This window comes from Aminobacterium sp. MB27-C1 (assembly GCF_030908405.1).
Classification (GTDB): domain Bacteria; phylum Synergistota; class Synergistia; order Synergistales; family Aminobacteriaceae; genus Aminobacterium.
The window spans coordinates 2,254,939-2,272,426 of the sequence record NZ_CP133089.1; the positions used below are offsets into that span (position 1 = coordinate 2,254,939).

19 protein-coding genes are annotated in these 17,488 nt (G+C 41.1%); 10 read left to right on the plus strand and 9 right to left on the minus strand.

What is annotated here, in order from left to right:
* Positions 1-60: 60 nt before the first annotated feature.
* The 4 genes from RBH88_RS10880 to RBH88_RS10895 all read left to right on the plus strand — a co-directional run bounded on the left by RBH88_RS10880 (position 61) and on the right by RBH88_RS10895 (position 6,204).
* The gene (locus RBH88_RS10880) at positions 61-840 is read left to right on the plus strand and encodes a creatininase family protein (protein ID WP_213692042.1); all 780 of its coding nucleotides are present in this window, start codon (positions 61-63) and stop codon (positions 838-840) included.
* Between the two features lie 2 nt (positions 841-842).
* Positions 843-2,519 carry a M28 family peptidase gene (locus RBH88_RS10885; protein WP_213695354.1) on the plus strand — a complete coding sequence of 559 codons (1,677 nt, stop codon included), beginning with the start codon at positions 843-845 and terminating at the stop codon, positions 2,517-2,519.
* 197 nt (positions 2,520-2,716) lie between these two features.
* Positions 2,717-4,300, plus strand: coding sequence for an AbgT family transporter (locus RBH88_RS10890; protein WP_307879642.1), 1,584 nt, complete (start codon positions 2,717-2,719; stop codon positions 4,298-4,300).
* A 317-nt stretch (positions 4,301-4,617) separates the two neighbouring features.
* Positions 4,618-6,204: an AbgT family transporter gene (locus tag RBH88_RS10895; protein ID WP_307879643.1), complete on the plus strand. Its 1,587-nt coding sequence runs from the start codon at positions 4,618-4,620 to the stop codon at positions 6,202-6,204.
* A gap of 94 nt (positions 6,205-6,298) precedes the next feature.
* On the opposite strand, the gene RBH88_RS10900 is transcribed toward RBH88_RS10895, so the two are convergent.
* From RBH88_RS10900 to RBH88_RS10915, 4 genes are all read right to left on the minus strand, one after another.
* Positions 6,299-6,733 (minus strand): response regulator, encoded by a 435-nt coding sequence (locus tag RBH88_RS10900; protein WP_213691089.1) that lies wholly within the window; start codon positions 6,731-6,733, stop codon positions 6,299-6,301.
* Between the two features lie 162 nt (positions 6,734-6,895).
* Entirely contained in the window at positions 6,896-7,984 is a 1,089-nt protein-coding gene (locus tag RBH88_RS10905; RefSeq protein WP_213695356.1) for a 2,3-butanediol dehydrogenase, read from the minus strand.
* A gap of 252 nt (positions 7,985-8,236) precedes the next feature.
* Complete coding sequence (locus RBH88_RS10910) at positions 8,237-8,683, minus strand: CGGC domain-containing protein (RefSeq protein ID WP_213690100.1); 447 nt, start codon at positions 8,681-8,683, stop codon at positions 8,237-8,239.
* 37 nt (positions 8,684-8,720) lie between these two features.
* The gene (locus RBH88_RS10915; protein WP_213690099.1) at positions 8,721-9,278 is read right to left on the minus strand and encodes a Fur family transcriptional regulator; all 558 of its coding nucleotides are present in this window, start codon (positions 9,276-9,278) and stop codon (positions 8,721-8,723) included.
* A gap of 100 nt (positions 9,279-9,378) precedes the next feature.
* Here RBH88_RS10915 and RBH88_RS10920 point away from each other — a divergent pair, with 100 nt between their 5' ends.
* From RBH88_RS10920 to RBH88_RS10945, 6 genes are read left to right on the plus strand one after another with little or no spacing between them, the layout of a single operon-like run.
* Entirely contained in the window at positions 9,379-9,672 is a 294-nt protein-coding gene (locus tag RBH88_RS10920) for a DUF5320 domain-containing protein (protein WP_213690098.1), read from the plus strand.
* Between the two features lie 14 nt (positions 9,673-9,686).
* Positions 9,687-10,037, plus strand: a complete 351-nt coding sequence (locus RBH88_RS10925) for a NifB/NifX family molybdenum-iron cluster-binding protein (RefSeq protein ID WP_213690097.1) — start codon at positions 9,687-9,689, stop codon at positions 10,035-10,037.
* Positions 10,038-10,046: 9 nt separating this feature from the next.
* Positions 10,047-10,892 (plus strand): ATP-binding protein, encoded by an 846-nt coding sequence (locus RBH88_RS10930; protein ID WP_307879644.1) that lies wholly within the window; start codon positions 10,047-10,049, stop codon positions 10,890-10,892.
* Positions 10,889-11,767, plus strand: a complete 879-nt coding sequence (locus tag RBH88_RS10935) for an ATP-binding protein (protein ID WP_213690095.1) — start codon at positions 10,889-10,891, stop codon at positions 11,765-11,767. The genes RBH88_RS10930 and RBH88_RS10935 overlap by 4 nt, the downstream gene beginning before the upstream one ends.
* A gap of 11 nt (positions 11,768-11,778) precedes the next feature.
* Positions 11,779-12,096, plus strand: coding sequence for a NifB/NifX family molybdenum-iron cluster-binding protein (locus RBH88_RS10940; protein WP_213690094.1), 318 nt, complete (start codon positions 11,779-11,781; stop codon positions 12,094-12,096).
* Between the two features lie 17 nt (positions 12,097-12,113).
* Positions 12,114-12,899 carry an Mrp/NBP35 family ATP-binding protein gene (locus tag RBH88_RS10945; protein WP_213690093.1) on the plus strand — a complete coding sequence of 262 codons (786 nt, stop codon included), beginning with the start codon at positions 12,114-12,116 and terminating at the stop codon, positions 12,897-12,899.
* A gap of 31 nt (positions 12,900-12,930) precedes the next feature.
* Here the strand turns inward: RBH88_RS10945 and RBH88_RS10950 are convergent, their stop codons facing one another.
* The 5 genes from RBH88_RS10950 to dapA are packed head-to-tail and all read right to left on the minus strand — an operon-like array spanning position 12,931 to position 17,472.
* On the minus strand, positions 12,931-14,028 hold the full coding sequence (locus tag RBH88_RS10950) for an aspartate aminotransferase family protein (protein ID WP_307879645.1): 1,098 nt from the start codon (positions 14,026-14,028) through the stop codon (positions 12,931-12,933).
* The gene (locus RBH88_RS10955; RefSeq protein WP_213695358.1) at positions 14,028-15,239 is read right to left on the minus strand and encodes an aspartate kinase; all 1,212 of its coding nucleotides are present in this window, start codon (positions 15,237-15,239) and stop codon (positions 14,028-14,030) included. The genes RBH88_RS10950 and RBH88_RS10955 overlap by 1 nt, the downstream gene beginning before the upstream one ends.
* An 18-nt stretch (positions 15,240-15,257) precedes the next feature.
* Complete coding sequence (gene dapD / locus RBH88_RS10960; RefSeq protein ID WP_213701451.1) at positions 15,258-15,956, minus strand: 2,3,4,5-tetrahydropyridine-2,6-dicarboxylate N-acetyltransferase; 699 nt, start codon at positions 15,954-15,956, stop codon at positions 15,258-15,260.
* Positions 15,935-16,588 (minus strand): 4-hydroxy-tetrahydrodipicolinate reductase, encoded by a 654-nt coding sequence (locus RBH88_RS10965; protein ID WP_213690089.1) that lies wholly within the window; start codon positions 16,586-16,588, stop codon positions 15,935-15,937. Before RBH88_RS10965 ends, dapD begins: the two co-directional genes overlap by 22 nt.
* Positions 16,588-17,472, minus strand: coding sequence for a 4-hydroxy-tetrahydrodipicolinate synthase (gene dapA / locus RBH88_RS10970; RefSeq protein WP_213695360.1), 885 nt, complete (start codon positions 17,470-17,472; stop codon positions 16,588-16,590). Before dapA ends, RBH88_RS10965 begins: the two co-directional genes overlap by 1 nt.
* Between the last annotated feature and the right edge of the window lie 16 nt (positions 17,473-17,488).

The following is a 17,488-nucleotide window of genomic DNA, read 5'->3' on the forward strand; positions in this document are numbered from 1 at the left end:
GCCGAGTTCTGAGGTCGGGGCCTTTTTATATCTATTTCTTTTCTTAAAGGAGTGTCCAAAATGTACTTAGCGTCTCTTTCTTGGAAAAAACTTGAAGAAAAAATTACAAAAGAAACTGTTGCCCTTGTACCCCTTGGAAGTGTTGAACAGCATGGTCCTCTTGGTCCTTTAGGAACCGACTACATCATTCCTGAAGAATTCGCAAAGAAAATCGAAGCTGCTTATCCAGAAGAAATTCTTTTACTTCCTACAATGCCTTACGGTGTATGTCCATATCACGGGTCATTCTCAGGAACAATTGACATGGGACTTGAAACGCTCGCTGAAGTTATGACTAGAATTGCCATGGGTCTTATGAATGCAGGAATTAAAAAAATAATATTCCTGAATGGCCACGGTGGAAATGGTCCCTCTCTTGATAAGGCCGCCCTTGCCGTTTACAAAAGAGGGGGGCTGGCTGCTATTGTAGATTGGTGGGTTCTTGCAGGCCAACTTAATCCTTCTTGGGCAGGCGGGCATGGAGCCGGTCAGGAGACATCTGTAATGATGGCTTTAAAACCAGATTGGGTTAACATGAAAGACTTTTTCCCTGCCCAGATCCATCATCTTAGCGAAACACTAAGAAATACTCATATCAGCACTGTTGCTTTTGAAAAAGGTTCTGTCAGAATCATTCGTGACGTTAAAGATGTAACATCCAATGGGGCTTACGGTGGAACAGACGCACCGGAAGATGCAAATATGGAATGGGGAAGTGAAATTTTCAACGGTGTAACCGAGTATCTTCTTCGATTTGTCGCGGAATATCTGAAAGTTTCCCTTCCAACACAAGGAGAATAAAAATGCTTAACGACGCAGAAATGGAGTTATGCAAGTCACTTTCTGCTACAACCTTGTTTGATGATATGAAGAATCTTTCTCAATTCAATCGTCTTTCAGGAAGCGATGGAGAGAAAGATGCCGTCAATTTTTTAAAAGAGAGACTTACAAAGGCAGGAATAGAATGGAAACTTCATTCATATCCTGCTCTTCTTAGTAATCCTCAACGAGCCGAGCTTCTATGCAAATATAGCCAGAAGGAAGAGATCGTTCCGTGCAAAACGTGGAGTTTCACCTCTTCCACACCTAAAGAAGGAATTGAGGCTTATTTACAATTCGTAGAAAAAGATCTTTTAGAGCACCATCCTCTGACATTTCTTGCAGACTACACTGCCAACAATAAAGATTTTCAAAACGTTATCGTAGTATCAAGAACGTCAAATCCAGTAGCTATTATGGAAGCCGAACGGCGAGGTGCTGTCGCCTTCATTTCTGTTTGGGAACAGGGAGATGAATCAATAGTTCACGAAGGAAACGTCAATATGATATGGGGAACTCCTGAACCTGAACAAAATCACATATATCCTCATATTCCAGTGGTCATTCTCTGTCGTCCTACAGGGGAAAAACTTATAGCCAACATTAAAAAAGATAGAGTGTTAGGAAAGATCACAACACAAGTTCAAGAAGGAATCACAACGATCCCTGTACTCGAAGCGTTGATTCCAGCAGAGGAAGAAAATGGAAACTATCTTCTCGTTGGAAACCACCTTGATTCATGGCACTATGGATCAGCAGATAATGCTACAGGTAATGCTATTGCTTTAAACCTCGCGGAAAAAACGATAAAAATGACAGGAAAAAAATTTGGGCTCAAAATATGTTGGTGGTCTGGACATTCCAATGGACGATATGCAGGATCTTCCACATATGCTTCTCGAAATTTCCTTGATCTTGAAAGAAACTGCCTTGCATACACAAATATCGACATGCCTGGCATGAGAGGGGCAACTGATTTTTCCAGAATATCTGCTGGGCCTGACCTTATGGAGATAGCTTCTCAAACTATACATGACATAACGGGACAAAAAGGTGAATGGAATCATCATGTTCGAGGATGGGACCAATCTTTTCAAAATATAGGAATATCACCATATTTTATCTGGTCTTCAACTTTGCCTGAAAACAATCAAGATACCACTGCCAATAGCTTTATGAGTTGGTGGTGGCATACGGAAGAAGACCTTCCTACATATGTAAGTCGTGATATCCTTGAAAAAGATGCTCAACTCTATTTAACCGCAGCCTCTCGGGTTCTTTGTAATCAATCTTTTTCCTTTAATATTAGGGCTTTGATTCAACAAATCAAAAAATGTTTTGCAACACCTCTCTTCTCTTCTCATCTAACATATATCAAAGAAATCACAGAAATGCTTGAGGATATTGAGAGGGTTGACACAACGAAGCTTTCTCTTCAAAAACAACTGTTTTATGTACGTCAGTTAAATAAAATCCTCTATGCTTTTAAAGCTCCTATGCTACAAGATTGGGCCATTAGCCTGGAATACATTCCCGGCCTTTCTCTTGCTTTTTCTTCTCTCCCTCAAACTGCGAGAGGAAAACTCATTATTGACCGCTTTGCCGAAACACAGAAAAATAGAATTCTCCTTCTCTTAGAAAAAATAAAAAATTGTGGATAACATACCCACACATGTGGAAATATTATTTTAAAAGGGGTTAAGATTCATTTCTTAACCCCTTTTAAAAATAAAAGACTTGACGAAATATTCAACCTTCGATATAAGCATTACTACACAGTTTGGTTTGCAACGATTAACACCTCATATTCCCCCCTGTAACACAATAGAAACACAATTTTTATTGAGGAGGGTTACGAATGGTGAACAACAAGAAAGAATCGCGAGCAAACAGTCCCGGTTTTTTTGAACGTTTCATCAAAGGTATCGAAGTTGTAGGCAACAAATTACCTCACCCTTTCTGGCTTTTCGTTATTCTCGCTCTCATTGTTATTGCTCTTTCGTACATACTATCGAAAGCTGGAGTATCCGTTACCTATCTTGCCGCCGCCCGCGGCGGTGGGGAAGCAAAACAAACCACAGTTGAAGTCGCAAACCTGTTAAGTTACAAAGCTCTTCGCCCCTTTATGGCCAATTTTGTCAAAACCTACGTTGGTTTTGCACCTCTCGGCCTTATTATGACCATGATGCTGGGTATCGGACTCGTAGAACAGACTGGTCTTATTTCAGCCCTCATGCGAAAAACCATAATGGGGGCCCCACCCTACTTAGTTACAGCCGTCCTTGCCATTGTTGGTATTAACGCCAACCTCGCTTCTGACGCAGGTATTATTTTCACCCCTGCTATAGGAGCTGCCGTATTCAAAGCTCTGGGACGAAATCCATGGGTCGGCATTATTGCAGGCTTTGCAGCTGCTTCTGGAGGATTCACCGCCAACTTCTTCATTGCCGGAACAGACGCTCTCTTGGCAGGTATTACAGAATCAGCAGCTAAGGGAATGAACATTGTTGGTCCTACCCACCCCCTTATTAATTGGTATTTTCTTATAGTAGCAACCGTTACTGTCACCTTTGTTACAACCTTTGTTACAGAACGATTTACCGTGAAAATTCTTGGAGATACAGGTGGACATAAAGACGAATCTGAACTCTTAAAACACGTCGTAACTCCTGAAGAAAATAGAGGACTTCGATGGGCTCTTATTGCCGCAGTTTTATGTATCGGATTTTTGCTCTATTTGACAATTCCGCAAGGTTCTTTCTTCAGATCTGACAATGGAACAATTGTTCCAAGCTCTCCCTTACTTTCAAGCGTTGTTGCTATTTTGTTTTTCATCTTCTTCTTTGTCGGAATCGCTTACGGATACGGCTCTGGTACCATAAAAGAAGCTTCAGATGTGCCCAAACTCATGCAGAAAGGGCTTCAAGGCAGTCTTAGCTTCCTTGTCGTAGCTCTGCCAGCAGCCTTATTCATTAATCTCTTTAATTCAAGTAACCTAACAACAATCCTTGCCGTTAAAGGTGCAGAGGGTCTTAAAGCGCTCAATTTAGGCGGCATTCCACTCATTTTGATGTTTATTCTTCTTTGCACGTTTATCAACCTATTCATTACAAGCGGATCTGCAAAATGGCTAATTCTGGCTCCTATTTTTGTTCCCATGTTCTCAATCATTGGTTTTTCACCGGCACTCACACAGATCGCTTATCGAATCGGAGACTCGTCATCGAATATTATCTCACCTCTCTCATACTACATTCCTGTCATGATAGGTCTTTTGGAGCAATATAAACCTGAAGGTGATACAAAACCTGTAGGAATAGGAACTGTCATCTCCCTGGAGATGCCTTACACTATTGCTTATCTTATCTGTTTCTCAATCCAGCTCATTATTTGGTATTTGCTCAAACTGCCACTTGGCCCAGGAGCAGGATTATTTATGTAAAAAAGTAAAAAAGCAAGATCATCGTTAAAACATAAAGATAAACGGGGGGAAACAACAATCCTAGCCATGTGTTTGATGGCTAGGATTGTTTATGTGCCTATTTATATTCATAAAAAATAATATAAATCAATAATTTAAAATTTATTTGAAAAATAAAATATAAAAATCTTTTAATTACAATAAAAAACACTAATATAGTATTAAATCTAATTTTTAATCCCTTACAAATACTCTGACTGACATTCTCTTTCTTATCCGTTGCATATATTCCTCAACTTTAACGCTATATCACACATATCAAAGGAGGTACATTATACATGGCAAAAAAACAAAAACGATCAGAAACAACGCACAGTCCCGGGCTATTTGAACGTTTCATCAAAGGTATCGAAATTATAGGCAACAAGTTACCTCACCCTTTCTGGCTTTTCGTTACTCTCGCTCTCATTGTTATTGCTCTTTCGTACATACTATCGAAAGCTGGAGTATCCGTTACCTATCTTGCCGCCGCCCGCGGCGGTGGGGAAGCAAAACAAACCACAGTTGAAGTCGCAAACCTGTTAAGTTTTGAAGCTCTGCGTCCCTTTATGGCCAATTTTGTCAAAACCTACGTTGGTTTTGCACCTCTCGGCCTTATTATGACCATGATGCTGGGTATCGGACTCGTAGAACAGACTGGTCTTATTTCAGCTCTCATGCGAAAAACCATAATGGGAGCTCCATCTTATTTAGTAACAGCCGTCCTTGCCATTGTTGGTATTAACGCCAACCTCGCTTCTGACGCAGGTATTATTTTCACCCCTGCCATAGGAGCTGCCGTATTCAAAGCCCTGGGGCGAAATCCATGGGTCGGCATTATTGCAGGCTTTGCAGCTGCTTCTGGAGGATTCACCGCCAACTTCTTCATTGCCGGAACAGACGCTCTCTTGGCAGGTATTACAGAATCAGTAACTAAAGGAATGAATATTGCAGGACCTACGCATCCCCTTATAAACTGGTACTTTCTTATTATGGCAACTCTAACTGTTACTTTTGTTACAACCTTTGTCACAGAACGATTTACCGTGAAAATTCTTGGAGATACAGGTGGACATAAAGATGAATCTGAACTCTTAAAACACGTCGTAACTCCTGAGGAAAATAGAGGACTTCGATGGGCTCTTATCGCAACAATTCTATGCATCGCGTTCTTACTCGTTCTAACAATTCCCGAAGGTTCATTCTTCAGGGCTAATGACGGAAGCATCGTTCCTAAATCTCCATTACTTTCAAGCGTTGTCGCTATTTTGTTTTTCATCTTCTTCTTTGTCGGAATCGCCTATGGATACGGCTCTGGTACCATAAAAGAAGCTTCAGATGTGCCCAAACTCATGCAGAAAGGGCTTCAAGGCAGTTTAAGTTTTTTAGTAGTGGCACTACCTGCATCTCTTTTTATTAATCTTTTTAACACAAGTAATATGGCTACTATCTTATCTGTACGTGGAGCTGAATGGCTGCAATCAATGAACCTTGGAGGAATTCCTCTCATTCTTATGTTCATATTACTTTGTTCAATACTTAACCTTTTCATCATGAGCGGATCTGCAAAATGGTTAATTCTGGCTCCTATTTTTGTCCCCATGTTCTCAATCATTGGTTTTTCACCAGCACTCACACAGATTGCTTATCGAATCGGAGACTCGTCATCGAATATTATCTCACCTCTCTCATACTACATTCCTGTAATCATTGGTTTGCTAGAACAATACAAACCTGAAGGAAACAAACAATCTGTAGGAATAGGAACTGTCATCTCTCTGGAGATGCCTTACACTATCGCGTACCTTATCTGCTTCTCGATCCAGCTCATTATTTGGTATTTGCTCAAACTGCCACTGGGTCCAGGTGCAGGATTATTCATGTAAGAAAAAATGTCAGAGGCTGCCATTTTAAATGGCAGCCTCTCTTTTAAAAAGGACAATAAAGGTCATCTCTTTAGCCCTCTTTTAATTGCAATCTTCATGTTAGATGAGTAATAGTAATCCATAAATTTTCAAACGACATAAGCACGCCAAGATATTTTTGACCTGACATAGGCTTTTCTATAAAACGAACCATATAATCAGCAGTTTCGAAGGGAGCAGATTTATTGACAGATGTAATGAAAAGAATTGGGGTAGTATAGAGAGCAGGATCATTACGTATTTCAGACAAAAGCATTTCACAACAATGGTCTGGAAGATCACAATCGGCCATAACAATATCTGGTTTGGAACGATCCCAATATTTGCCTACTTGTCGAAGATAATCTAAAGCTTCATAACGATTGTTAACAACGTGAACTGTATTGAAAATTTTCCAATCATTTAGGCTTTGAATGATCTTTAAAGCTTCTTTCTCATCTTTTTCTACAAGTAGAATTTCTACCGGTTTCATACACTTTTCTACCATCATAAAACATTCCCCCTTCCTCGTGCATGTTATATGGGGGTGACGATAAATGGCAGCGAATATGCGCGTTACATATACTAGCATTACTTTACGAATTTTGCGAAAAGTTTTTCGAAAAAAATAAAGGGACTTTTTTAAAGAAAAGTCCCTTTATAAAACAAAAGATTATAAGAGGCTAGAATCAGGAGTAACAAGAACTTTTACTTGTTTTTTCTTTTCAGGACCAGTAAGAGTTCCAAAACCTTCTTCTACGATATTTTCGAGAGCTACTTTTTTCGTTATCCAGCCATCCCCCTTGATACGACCATCAGCCAACATAGTTATAGCCGCAGGGAAAAGATGGCGATATGCAATAGTTCCCACGACTTTCTTTTCTTGGAAAACAACAGCATTGGGATTAAAAGAAATAGCTCCTTCCCAAATGCTTGTAATAACAGCTGTTCCACCTGGTTTAACGCTTTCGATAGCTTTATCAAAACCACTCTGAGAACCTGTCGTTTCAAAGCTTACATCAACACCATACCCATCCGTCAATTTTTTCACTTCTGAAGGGACATCAACTTCGTTGGGATCAAGAACAACATCTGCCCCAGATCGCAATGCATATTCCTGACGGATAGACTTTCTCTGCATAACGATAACTAAACGAGCACCTGCCGCTTTTAAAGACTCAATAGTAGCAAGTCCGATCGGGCCAGCTCCAAGAACTAAAGCAGTTTGTCCAATTGAGAAATCTCCCTGCTTAAGAGACTGCAAAGCAACAGCAAGAGGTTCTACAAGAGCAGCTTTATCAAATGGGAGTGTATCAGGAATTTTATGAACGAACTCTTCATAAAATGTCGTATATTCCGCAAATCCGCCGCCACCACCGCAAAGTCCATGAAACCCCAATCGAGTGCAGAGATTATATTTCCCTTCTCTGCAGGCAGGACACATATCAGGATCGTCAGGACGACAAACTCGCATAGGTTCAACGACAACTCTGTCACCTGCTTTTAGAGAGGTAACGTCCTCACCTACTTCCACAACTTCACCAGAAAACTCGTGGCCTAAGACAACAGGAGCTTTTTCTCCACTCAAAGGATGAGGTTTATCGACAGGAATAAAGATAGGACCACCAAGAAATTCATGAAGGTCAGAGCCACAAATTCCACACCATTTTACACGCACCTTAACCATTCCTCGTGCAGGAACTGGTTCAGGAATATCTTCAACACGAACATCATGTCGCGCATACCAAAGAGCTGCCTTCATCTGTATCCCCTCACTTGTATAAAGTATACATATAAATTGAAGCTAAAGTGAATAATATCACTTTTTATCTTTTTATGCAAATGTCATCTCTTTGTTACGTTAAAGAAAGGAGTAAAATACCAATGAAAGCTCAAAAAAGGCTAGCTTTAGTCGCTCATGATGGCATGTAATAAAGCCTCTGCAGATATGCAAAAGAGCCGTTGTGATGACGGCTCTTTTGCATATCTAATCTTTAAACAAACGTTTGGTTTTTTAATTATAAGCCAAACGTATTTTTTCATCGCCAATAACGTCAGAGATCAGCTCTTGCCACATTGGGGAATTCCATGTACCAAGAGCGGAATGAACAGTATAGTACTTTTCAGGAATGGGGTGGGTTCCTACTACAACCTCAAGACCGAAAGCCTCTTTTATATACCTTCTAAAATAATCAATTCGAGGACATGGAGGGTAACCTACGATCATCCCAGTCGCCAGATGTATAACTTCGGCACCATTTTTTTTCATTTCGGCAGGGGCATATTCGACATTTCCACCAGGACAACCATTACACGTCGTATACCCTACAAGTTCCACCTCTTTGTCTTTGTAACGAGCAAAACCACCTTCTCTGTTACGGAGTGCTTTCAAACATTTTCCTCCTGCACAGGTTCCGTATCTGTTACAAATAATAATACCGACACGTACAACATCTTTCATAACCAATTCCCCCTCCGTTTTTATATGTCATCGTCTTTTACATGTCATCATCGTGACGAAAACATCCCTTTCGACGACCGCAATGTCCTCTTCTCCATCCTTTCCCCAAAACAGTACATGGAAGGTCTTTCGTTTTTTTATGTTCTTTGACTTTCGTTGCACAATCACTGCATATGCCAGCCATTTCAAGACTTTGTGGAATTGGTTCGAAACCAGCTTCTTCTAGCCATTCCCTAATAATTTTCTCTTTTTCCTCTTCCTCTTTCAGATGCAAAACTTTACCGCAACAACGACAATATAAGTGAAAATGAATTGATGATGAGGGTAACTCGAAACGCTCAAACCCTTCGTCGAGGGAAAAACGGTAAAGAAGCCCCATATCAGAAAGAAGACCTACAGTTCTATACACTGTAGCAATACCTATAGACGGATCTTTTTCATGTGCTTTTTCCCAAATAAGCTGTATATTGCCATGTTCTGCTTCTCCTTCAATAAGCACATCTATAATTGTCTGTCTCTGATTTGTTAATCGAAATCCAGCCTTTTTAAGAATTTCAAAAAACTCTTCTCGTCTCATATCATCATTTTGTTTCATAAGGTGAGAACTCCTTTTTATATATGCCTTGACAATTATCTTAGCAGAGAATAGTATATATATGCAAATGATAATCATTATCAATAAGGAGGAAAATAACATGCCTGGTTATGATAGAACAGGACCGCGCGGAATGGGGCCAATGACAGGTGGCGGAAGAGGTTTATGTCGCTTGGGATATGCGCGTAGAAGATTCCCACGATGGGGTCGTTGCTTCTTCGGTTTCGGCCGTGGCATGGGAAGAGGTTGGGGCATCTATGAGGCTCCGGAAGAATGGTATTCTACACCTTCAACTGATGAAGAACGAAGTATGCTCAAAGAAGAGTTATCTATGCTTGAAAATGAAATGGAACATATTCGTAAACGCATAGCAGAACTTGAAGAAAATAAATAAAAAGGAGCTTTCCCATGAAAATCGCAATCGCTAAAAATGGAGACGTTGTATCAGAACATTTTGGACACGCAAAAGAGTTTCTCGTTGTTAACGTAGAAAATCAAAAGGAAATATCACGGGAAATTGCTATACCTCCAGAAGGAGAACATATACCTGGAGCCATGCCTCGTTGGATTGCATCTTTAGGTGCCAACCTTCTCATCACCGGTGGTATTGGACAAAGGGCATCTCAAATGTTGAGAGATGGAGGAGTAGATGTAGCTTGCGTTCAACCCCTCTCTGTAGAAAAGATACTCGGCGAATTTCTTGATAATTCCCTTGAGATTGTTGGCGACCAATGTAGTCACGATCATTCTTCTCATTAGGAGGAGAAGATGTTTCGATTAACTATAGTTAGCGGCAAGGGAGGAACAGGCAAAACATGTGTTGCCTCCTCTCTTGCTTCTGCTCTTCAAGAAGGAACAATTATTGATCTCGACGTCGATGAACCAGATCTTGGCTTGGTTTTAAACATTCAAAATCCAGAAAAAGAATCTATTTACAAGGTTATTCCTAAGATAGATATTCAACGATGTATCGGATGCGGCATATGTGCTGATAATTGTGCTTTTGGAGCTCTTAATCAATTTGGCAATAAGCCTCCCCTAGTTAACGAAAAACTGTGCCATGGATGTGGCGTATGCGAATATGTATGTCCTCAAAAAGCTATTAAAGACTTCCAAACACAAATAGGGGATTTAAATATTAAACATACAAAAAATTGGTGGTTTATCGAAGGAAGATTAACTATAGGAGAACCTAATCCAGTTCCCGTTATCCATGCTGCTCTTGAAAAGGCAAATTCTTTACCCTTTCCGCAAATTGTAGACGGACCTCCGGGAACAGCATGCCCAATGGTTGCAGCTGTCGAACAATCACATTTCGTTGTTTTAGTTACAGAACCGACGCCTTTCGGCCTTTCTGACCTTGCTTTAGCGGCAGAAACGGTTCAAGAGCTTCGGATTCCTGCAGCTGTTGTTATTAACCGATCTGATCTCGGTAATAAAGAAGAGACAGAAGCATTTTGCAAGAAGATAAATATACCGATACTTGCTTGTTTGCCATTTTCAAAAAAAGTTGCACATGCTTATGCCGAGGGAATAGCTCCCTTTTGTGTAGATCAAAGATGGCAAGAAGCAACATATACTATTCTCGGCCATGTTAAAGAGGTGCTCTCATGATTCCCAAAGAAATCGTTGTTGTCAGTGGCAAAGGAGGCACAGGTAAAACATCAGTTGTGTCAGCATTATGTGCTCTCTTCAGCAAGAAAGCCCTCTTTTGTGATGTAGATGTAGATGCACCTAACCTCCAGCTTTTACTTCATCCTAACGATGGACAATCCTTTTCATTTAGCGGCAGAAAAGTACCTGAAATAGATTCTAACCTTTGCAATTTGTGCGGAGCATGTGTCAATTTCTGTCGTTTTGATGCTATCAAGAAAGAAATCAATGGCATCACTTCATTGTTATGGAAATGTGAGGGATGTGGTGGTTGCGCTCTTGTATGCCCTAAAAATGCTATTACTATGAATTCATATGAACAGGGCCAATATTGGCGGGGAGAAACATCTTTGGGGCCCCTCTGGCATGCTCGTCTTCATGCTGGAGAAGAAAATTCTGGAATGCTTGTTGCCAAGCTTCGCCGAGAAGTTCGTCAGGAAGCAATCAAAAATAATTACCCTCTTATTATTGTTGACGGACCTCCTGGAATATCTTGCCCGGCAATTTCGGCGCTAACAGGGGCAACATTGGCTGTAGCTGTTACAGAGCCTTCTCTATCAGGTCTTCATGATCTTCTTCGTCTTGGTGATTTGTGTTCCTCTTTGGAAGTTCCCTTAGCTGTTATTCTCAATAAAGCAGATCTTTCAGAAATAAGAAATGCAGAAATACAAGACCAGATCAAAAACAAAAATTGGCAATTTCTGGGTTCTATTCCTTTCAGGCCTAGTGTTGTAGAAGCGATATCGAGTGAAGAAATTCCTTTAGACTCTTTGCATCCGGAAATAGAAACTATTTATACAAACTTGCTTCAAATAATCAATAACATAAAAATGTGAGGTGTACACATATGCGTATTGCTGCAGCTGTTAATGAACCAAATATAAAAAGCCTTATAGCTGAACGTTTTGCCCGGGCTCCTTATTTTGTAATTCTTAATGATAATGGACAAATTATCGAAACTATTGAAAACTCTCTATCGGAACAAGGGCATGGAGCTGGGGGAGCCGCTGTTCGTCTGCTTTCAAAATATAATATTGATGCCGTTATTGTTCCTCGTTTAGGACCAAATGCTGAAGATGCTTTAGCACAAGCTGGCATTAAATATTTCAAAGCAGAGGGACTTACACTCGAAGAAGCTCTTAACAACATTAAAAAAACTCTATAGTTGTGAAGGAGAAAAAAATGGCAAAACCTGCTACAGAATTTGTGTCCAAAAATGTTAAATATGTTATTGCTGTAGGGAGTGGAAAAGGGGGGGTTGGTAAAAGTTCCGTCTCGTGCCTTCTTGCCATAGCTCTTGCCAAAAAAGGTTATTCTGTAGGTATTTTAGACGCAGATATTACAGGCCCTTCAATACCTAAACTTATGGGAGTTCATGACGCTCCTTATGGAACTCCAGAAGGGCTTATTCCGCCAGCTTCTCCTATTTTTAACATTAAGGTTATTTCTATTAACCTGCTTCTTGACGAGCCGACAAAACCTGTTGTTTGGCGAGGACCGATAATAAGTAACGTAATAAAACAGTTTTGGAAAGATGTTGCTTGGGAAAATACTGATTTTGTTATCGTCGACCTACCTCCAGGAACAGCTGACGCTCCTCTTACTGTAATGCAAACAATCCATCTTGATGGATTCGTCGTTGTAACTTCACCTCAAGATCTTGCTGTTATGGTTGTTGAAAAAGCCCTTAATATGACTCAAATGATGGATGTTCCGCTCTTAGGCGCTATTGAAAATATGTGCTCTTTTACATGCCCTTATTGTGGCAAGGTTATGGAAATTTTTGGACCTAGCCATATTGATGAAATCAAAGAAAAATTTGCTATCCCTGTATTAATGCGCCTCCCAATTGATCCTAAATTAGGTCAACTTGCAGATAAAAGCGAGATTGAAAGTTACAAAAATGATGAGATGTTTAAAAAACTTGCAGAAAGTCTACTCGAACAATTAAATATTACAAAAAGATAAATCAAGAGCCGCAAAAGCGGCTCTTGATTTATTAAAAGGTAAGACGTCTTATAATTTCGTCGATCTCTTCATGTGTAATATTTAAAGCTGGCAAAAGACGAACGCTGCCTCCTGCTACATTGAGCAAGACTTTACGCTCATAGGCTTTTTGGCGAATTTCCTGAGCATCTCCTTCAGTGGAGACACCAATCATCAAGCCAAGCTGACGAATATCCATAGCCCATGAGAGACGTTGTAATTGCTCTTTAAAATAGGCACCCTTTTCCCTCACTTCAGCTAAAAAGGATTCTGTCAGAGCGTTCAATATAACTTTTCCAGCTGCTAAAGAAACAGGATTGGGAGCAAATGTAGATCCGTGATCACCCTCAGCAAAAGGGGACCAGTCACAAAAGATGGCAGCACCCAGTGGTAAACCACCGCCAATACCTTTCCCACACGTAATAATATCAGGTTCTATGTCCCAATTCTGAAATGAAAAGAATTGTCCGGTTCGTCCAAATCCAGCCTGTATTTCATCGGCTACAATAAGATAATCTTTGCTATCTCGCAAATCTGAAACAGCCTCAATAAGAGCATCGGGAAGAGGCAATACACCGGAATTTCCTTGAACGCATTCAAGAAAGACACCGGCTATATCATGAGAAGCTGCGTATTCTCTAAAAGCGTTGGCATCTTTAGGAAGAAAAGCAACGTTAGGCAATAATGGCTCAAAGGGTTCACGAATGACAGGATTCCATGTAACCGAAAGAGAACCACAAGTACGTCCATGGAAATTTCCCATAAAAGAAACTAAAGATCCCTTCCTGTTCTTAATAATCGCTTTAATTGCCGCTTCAGATGCTTCAGCTCCTGAATTTGAAAAATAGACATGCCCGTCTTCTGTTTCCGCCATTTTGCAAAGGAGCTCTGCAACTTTCACCGCATCAGGATCAAGAAAATAATTTGACAGATGAGAAAAACGTTTTACTTTCTCCGTTATTGCGTGAACAACGTCTGGATGACTATGCCCCAGAGGTAACACGCCTATTCCGGCAAAGGTATCGAGGAAAACCCCTTCATTTGTACTAATTTCAATGCCTAGGGCAGATTGAACCGTAAGATTATAGGGATGATAGACAGGACAAAGCATTATAAGCTCTCCGTTAAGCCAAATTCATGTACCAATGCCTGAACAGCCCGATCCGCTTCCGTCCGTGCTACAAGAGTCGATATTTTTATCTCTGAGGTACTCGTTCCATACATACGAATTTTTTCTCTGCAAAGAGCTGAAAAGAATCTAGCTGCAACACCAGGTGACGATTCCATACCAACACCAACAGCAGATATTTTCGCAACGTCATCCTCTTCTGAGAGACGCCAGTTTTCATATGGAGAAAGTACCTTCTCAACTGTACGTTGTACAACGGCACTCTTTCCTTCAACAACAGTAAAAGTCAGATAAGAATGGCCACTATCGTTTACTGTGGATATCATATCCACATTTACACCTTCGTCAGCAAGAGCTGTGAACAGTGCGCTCATCGCTTCAATGCCTCCGGGCATAGGACTAATTGTCACTTTTCTCTGGTTTTTATCAGAAGTAACACCTGTAACGACAGGCTGTTCCAGCCATTCAGGTAATGTACTCACCACAAGAGTCCCCCTTTCATCTGAAAATGTAGAGGCACAATAAAGTTCAACGTTATATTTCTTCGCTATTTCCACAGCCCTTGAATGAAGAACTTTAGCTCCCATTGATGATAGTTCTAACACTTCATCATATGTAACATACTGAAGTTTCTTAGCGTTAGGACATACCTTGGGATCACATGTATAAATTCCAGCAACATCACTGTATATCTCACATCGGGCACTGGCTTTTGCCGCAATGGCAACTGCTGATGTATCTGACCCGCCACGGCCTAAAGTCGTGATTTCTCCCTCTGGAGTAATTCCTTGAAATCCTGTAACAACGATAACATGACGCCGCTGAAATTCTCGCTCCAATTTCTTCATGTCTATATCTACAATACGGGCGTTGCAGAATGCTCCCGTGGTGATCATACCGAGCTGGAAGGCATTATACGATACAGCTGGAACACCAAGGTCATTAAGCGACATGGAAAGAAGAGCCGCAGACGTCTGTTCACCAGTAGCCAATAACATATCAAGCTCACGCGGCAAAGGATCTGATGAAACCTGGCTTGCAAGTTCAATAAGATTATTCGTTGTCTTTCCCATAGCTGAAACAACAACAACGAGTTTTTCGCCTTCCTCTACGCGTTTCTTTATTTTTTCTGCTATAGCTCGAATCTTCTCTGGTGTTGCAACTGACGACCCACCATATTTCTGTACGATCACTTTGTAAAGCCTCCTAAATCAGAGGTTCCTCAGGTCTTGAACGATCTGAGTTTTATCTGCTGTTTGGGCATCAACCATTTTTATAATACGGGCAGGAGAACCAGCAACAACAGCTCCCTCGGGAACATCTTTAGTTACAATGGCACCAGCAGCAACAACCGCTCCTTTACCGACATGAACCCCTTCAAGGATAACGGCATTTGCTCCCACTAAAACATTATCTTCAATAATTACCGGCGTTGCACTTGGTGGCTCAATAACTCCAGCTACAACTGCGCCTGCACCAATATGACAGTGAGAGCCAATCATTGCCCTTCCACCAATAACTACATTCATATCGATCATTGTTCCTGAACCAATAACGGCACCAATATTAATAACAGCCCCCATCATGACAACAGCCCCTTTGCCAATTTCCACCATTTCACGAATGATGGATCCTGGCTCTATACGAGCCTCATATTTTGTCAGATCGGCAAGAGGAAGGGCGGAGTTCCGCGCTTGAACCTCTATATGAACTGCATGAATACGAGCTGCATTGGCTGAAAGTGCAGATTCTATATCTTTATGGTCACCAACGAGCATACCGAAATGATCGCCGCCTATAAAAGTGAGCCCTCCCCAAGCGCATCCTTCGAAATTCCCAGAAATATAGGCCTTGGCAGGGGTTCGTTTTTTTGACTCTTTTATCAGTTTTATGATCTCTTCGGTGCGCATGTTACGACCTCCTCAAAAGAATAGAATCCCGGCTCTGCGCTGAGAACAAACTCCGCAGCCCGTAACGCTCCCAAAGCAAAAACAGAGCGCGAGAGGGCACGATGTGTAAATTCGAGAATTTCACCTTCATTAGCAAAAAAAACGCTATGATCGCCAGGTACGCCTCCCATTCGAAGAGAATGAGTTTCGCAGTTTCGACCTGTCGCCTCCTTTAACAAAAGAGCGGTACCCGAAGGTGCATCCTTCTTTTTGTTATGGTGAGTCTCTGAAATTTCAATATCCCAATCAGCAAGATAAGGAGCAAATTGGCGCAATATAACCTTGAGCATATTAATGCCTACGGAAAAATTAAAGCTTTGTACAACAGGTACCTCTTCTCCCAACTCTTGAAGAAGAGTAATGTCGTCAGCTGTAATAGCGGTAGTGCCAATGACTAATCCCGCGCTATGCTGATGGCATAATTCAATTGTACGAGGTAAAGCAAGACGACTTGAAAAATCGACAATAACCTGAGGTTTATCCGTATATTTTTCACCGTTTATATCAACTGTAAGGGAGAGCATGTGGCCAGCAAAGGCTTTCTGTATTTCCTGTCCCATACGACCAGAGGCTCCTACGAGTCCATAACGCATTAGTGAATTCCACTCTCTTTCATGGCCTCATCAACAACAGTCATTGCTTTTTGTGATGCAGGAACCAGAGGAAGACGAAGTTCATTTTCGCAATATTCCAAGCTGCTCACAGCATACTTTACGGGAATAGGATTAGTCTCACAGAAAAGTCCCTTCATGAGCGGGAATAATCGCAAATGAAGCTCTCTAGCCTTTTCAATATTCCCATCAAGAGCAAAACGAATCATTGTTGACATTTCACGAGGTGCCACATTGGAAAGTACAGAGATTACGCCATCTCCACCTGCATTGACAAGGTGAAAAGCCTGATCATCATTGCCGGAAAGGATTAAAAAGTCAGGGCGCTTTTTTTGCATTTTCCGAATAAGATAATCCACTTGAGCTTCGTCACCAGAGGCTTCTTTTATACCAACTATATTTTTAATTTCGGCTAAACGAAGCACTGTATCTGGCAAAATATTGATACCCGTACGTCCGGGAACGTTGTAAATTATCAATCGTCCACCGTTAATACGGGAAGCTATTGTACTAAAGTGCTGATACAAACCTTCTTGAGGAGGTTTATTATAATATGGAGTGACGACGAGAACTCCATCCGCTCCCAGAGAAAGGGCCTGGTTGGAAAGCTCAATAGCCACTTCTGTAGAATTCGAACCCGTTCCTATGACAACTGGAACGCGACCTTGAGCGGTTTCAACTGCAAAACGTATAATTTCTTCCCTCTCAGTCATGGATACAGCCGGAGCTTCTCCAGTTGTTCCGAGAACAACAAGAAAGTCTACGCCACCGTTAATCTGAAAATCCAAAAACTTTCCGAAACTCTCATAATCAACTTTCCCGTTTTTGAAGGGGGTAACCACTGCTGTTCCTGTTCCACTAAACATGGGTCATACACCTCCT

Coding starts and splice junctions, on each gene's coding strand:
- RBH88_RS10880 (WP_213692042.1), top strand. CDS start 61: ATGTACTTAGCGTCTCTTTCTTGGAAAAAACTTGAAGAAAAAATTACA.
- RBH88_RS10885 (WP_213695354.1), top strand. CDS start 843: ATGCTTAACGACGCAGAAATGGAGTTATGCAAGTCACTTTCTGCTACA.
- RBH88_RS10890 (WP_307879642.1), top strand. CDS start 2,717: ATGGTGAACAACAAGAAAGAATCGCGAGCAAACAGTCCCGGTTTTTTT.
- RBH88_RS10895 (WP_307879643.1), top strand. CDS start 4,618: ATGGCAAAAAAACAAAAACGATCAGAAACAACGCACAGTCCCGGGCTA.
- RBH88_RS10900 (WP_213691089.1), bottom strand. CDS start 6,733: ATGATGGTAGAAAAGTGTATGAAACCGGTAGAAATTCTACTTGTAGAA.
- RBH88_RS10905 (WP_213695356.1), bottom strand. CDS start 7,984: ATGAAGGCAGCTCTTTGGTATGCGCGACATGATGTTCGTGTTGAAGAT.
- RBH88_RS10910 (WP_213690100.1), bottom strand. CDS start 8,683: ATGAAAGATGTTGTACGTGTCGGTATTATTATTTGTAACAGATACGGA.
- RBH88_RS10915 (WP_213690099.1), bottom strand. CDS start 9,278: ATGAAACAAAATGATGATATGAGACGAGAAGAGTTTTTTGAAATTCTT.
- RBH88_RS10920 (WP_213690098.1), top strand. CDS start 9,379: ATGCCTGGTTATGATAGAACAGGACCGCGCGGAATGGGGCCAATGACA.
- RBH88_RS10925 (WP_213690097.1), top strand. CDS start 9,687: ATGAAAATCGCAATCGCTAAAAATGGAGACGTTGTATCAGAACATTTT.
- RBH88_RS10930 (WP_307879644.1), top strand. CDS start 10,047: ATGTTTCGATTAACTATAGTTAGCGGCAAGGGAGGAACAGGCAAAACA.
- RBH88_RS10935 (WP_213690095.1), top strand. CDS start 10,889: ATGATTCCCAAAGAAATCGTTGTTGTCAGTGGCAAAGGAGGCACAGGT.
- RBH88_RS10940 (WP_213690094.1), top strand. CDS start 11,779: ATGCGTATTGCTGCAGCTGTTAATGAACCAAATATAAAAAGCCTTATA.
- RBH88_RS10945 (WP_213690093.1), top strand. CDS start 12,114: ATGGCAAAACCTGCTACAGAATTTGTGTCCAAAAATGTTAAATATGTT.
- RBH88_RS10950 (WP_307879645.1), bottom strand. CDS start 14,028: ATGCTTTGTCCTGTCTATCATCCCTATAATCTTACGGTTCAATCTGCC.
- dapD (WP_213701451.1), bottom strand. CDS start 15,956: ATGCGCACCGAAGAGATCATAAAACTGATAAAAGAGTCAAAAAAACGA.
- RBH88_RS10965 (WP_213690089.1), bottom strand. CDS start 16,588: ATGCGTTATGGACTCGTAGGAGCCTCTGGTCGTATGGGACAGGAAATA.
- dapA (WP_213695360.1), bottom strand. CDS start 17,472: ATGTTTAGTGGAACAGGAACAGCAGTGGTTACCCCCTTCAAAAACGGG.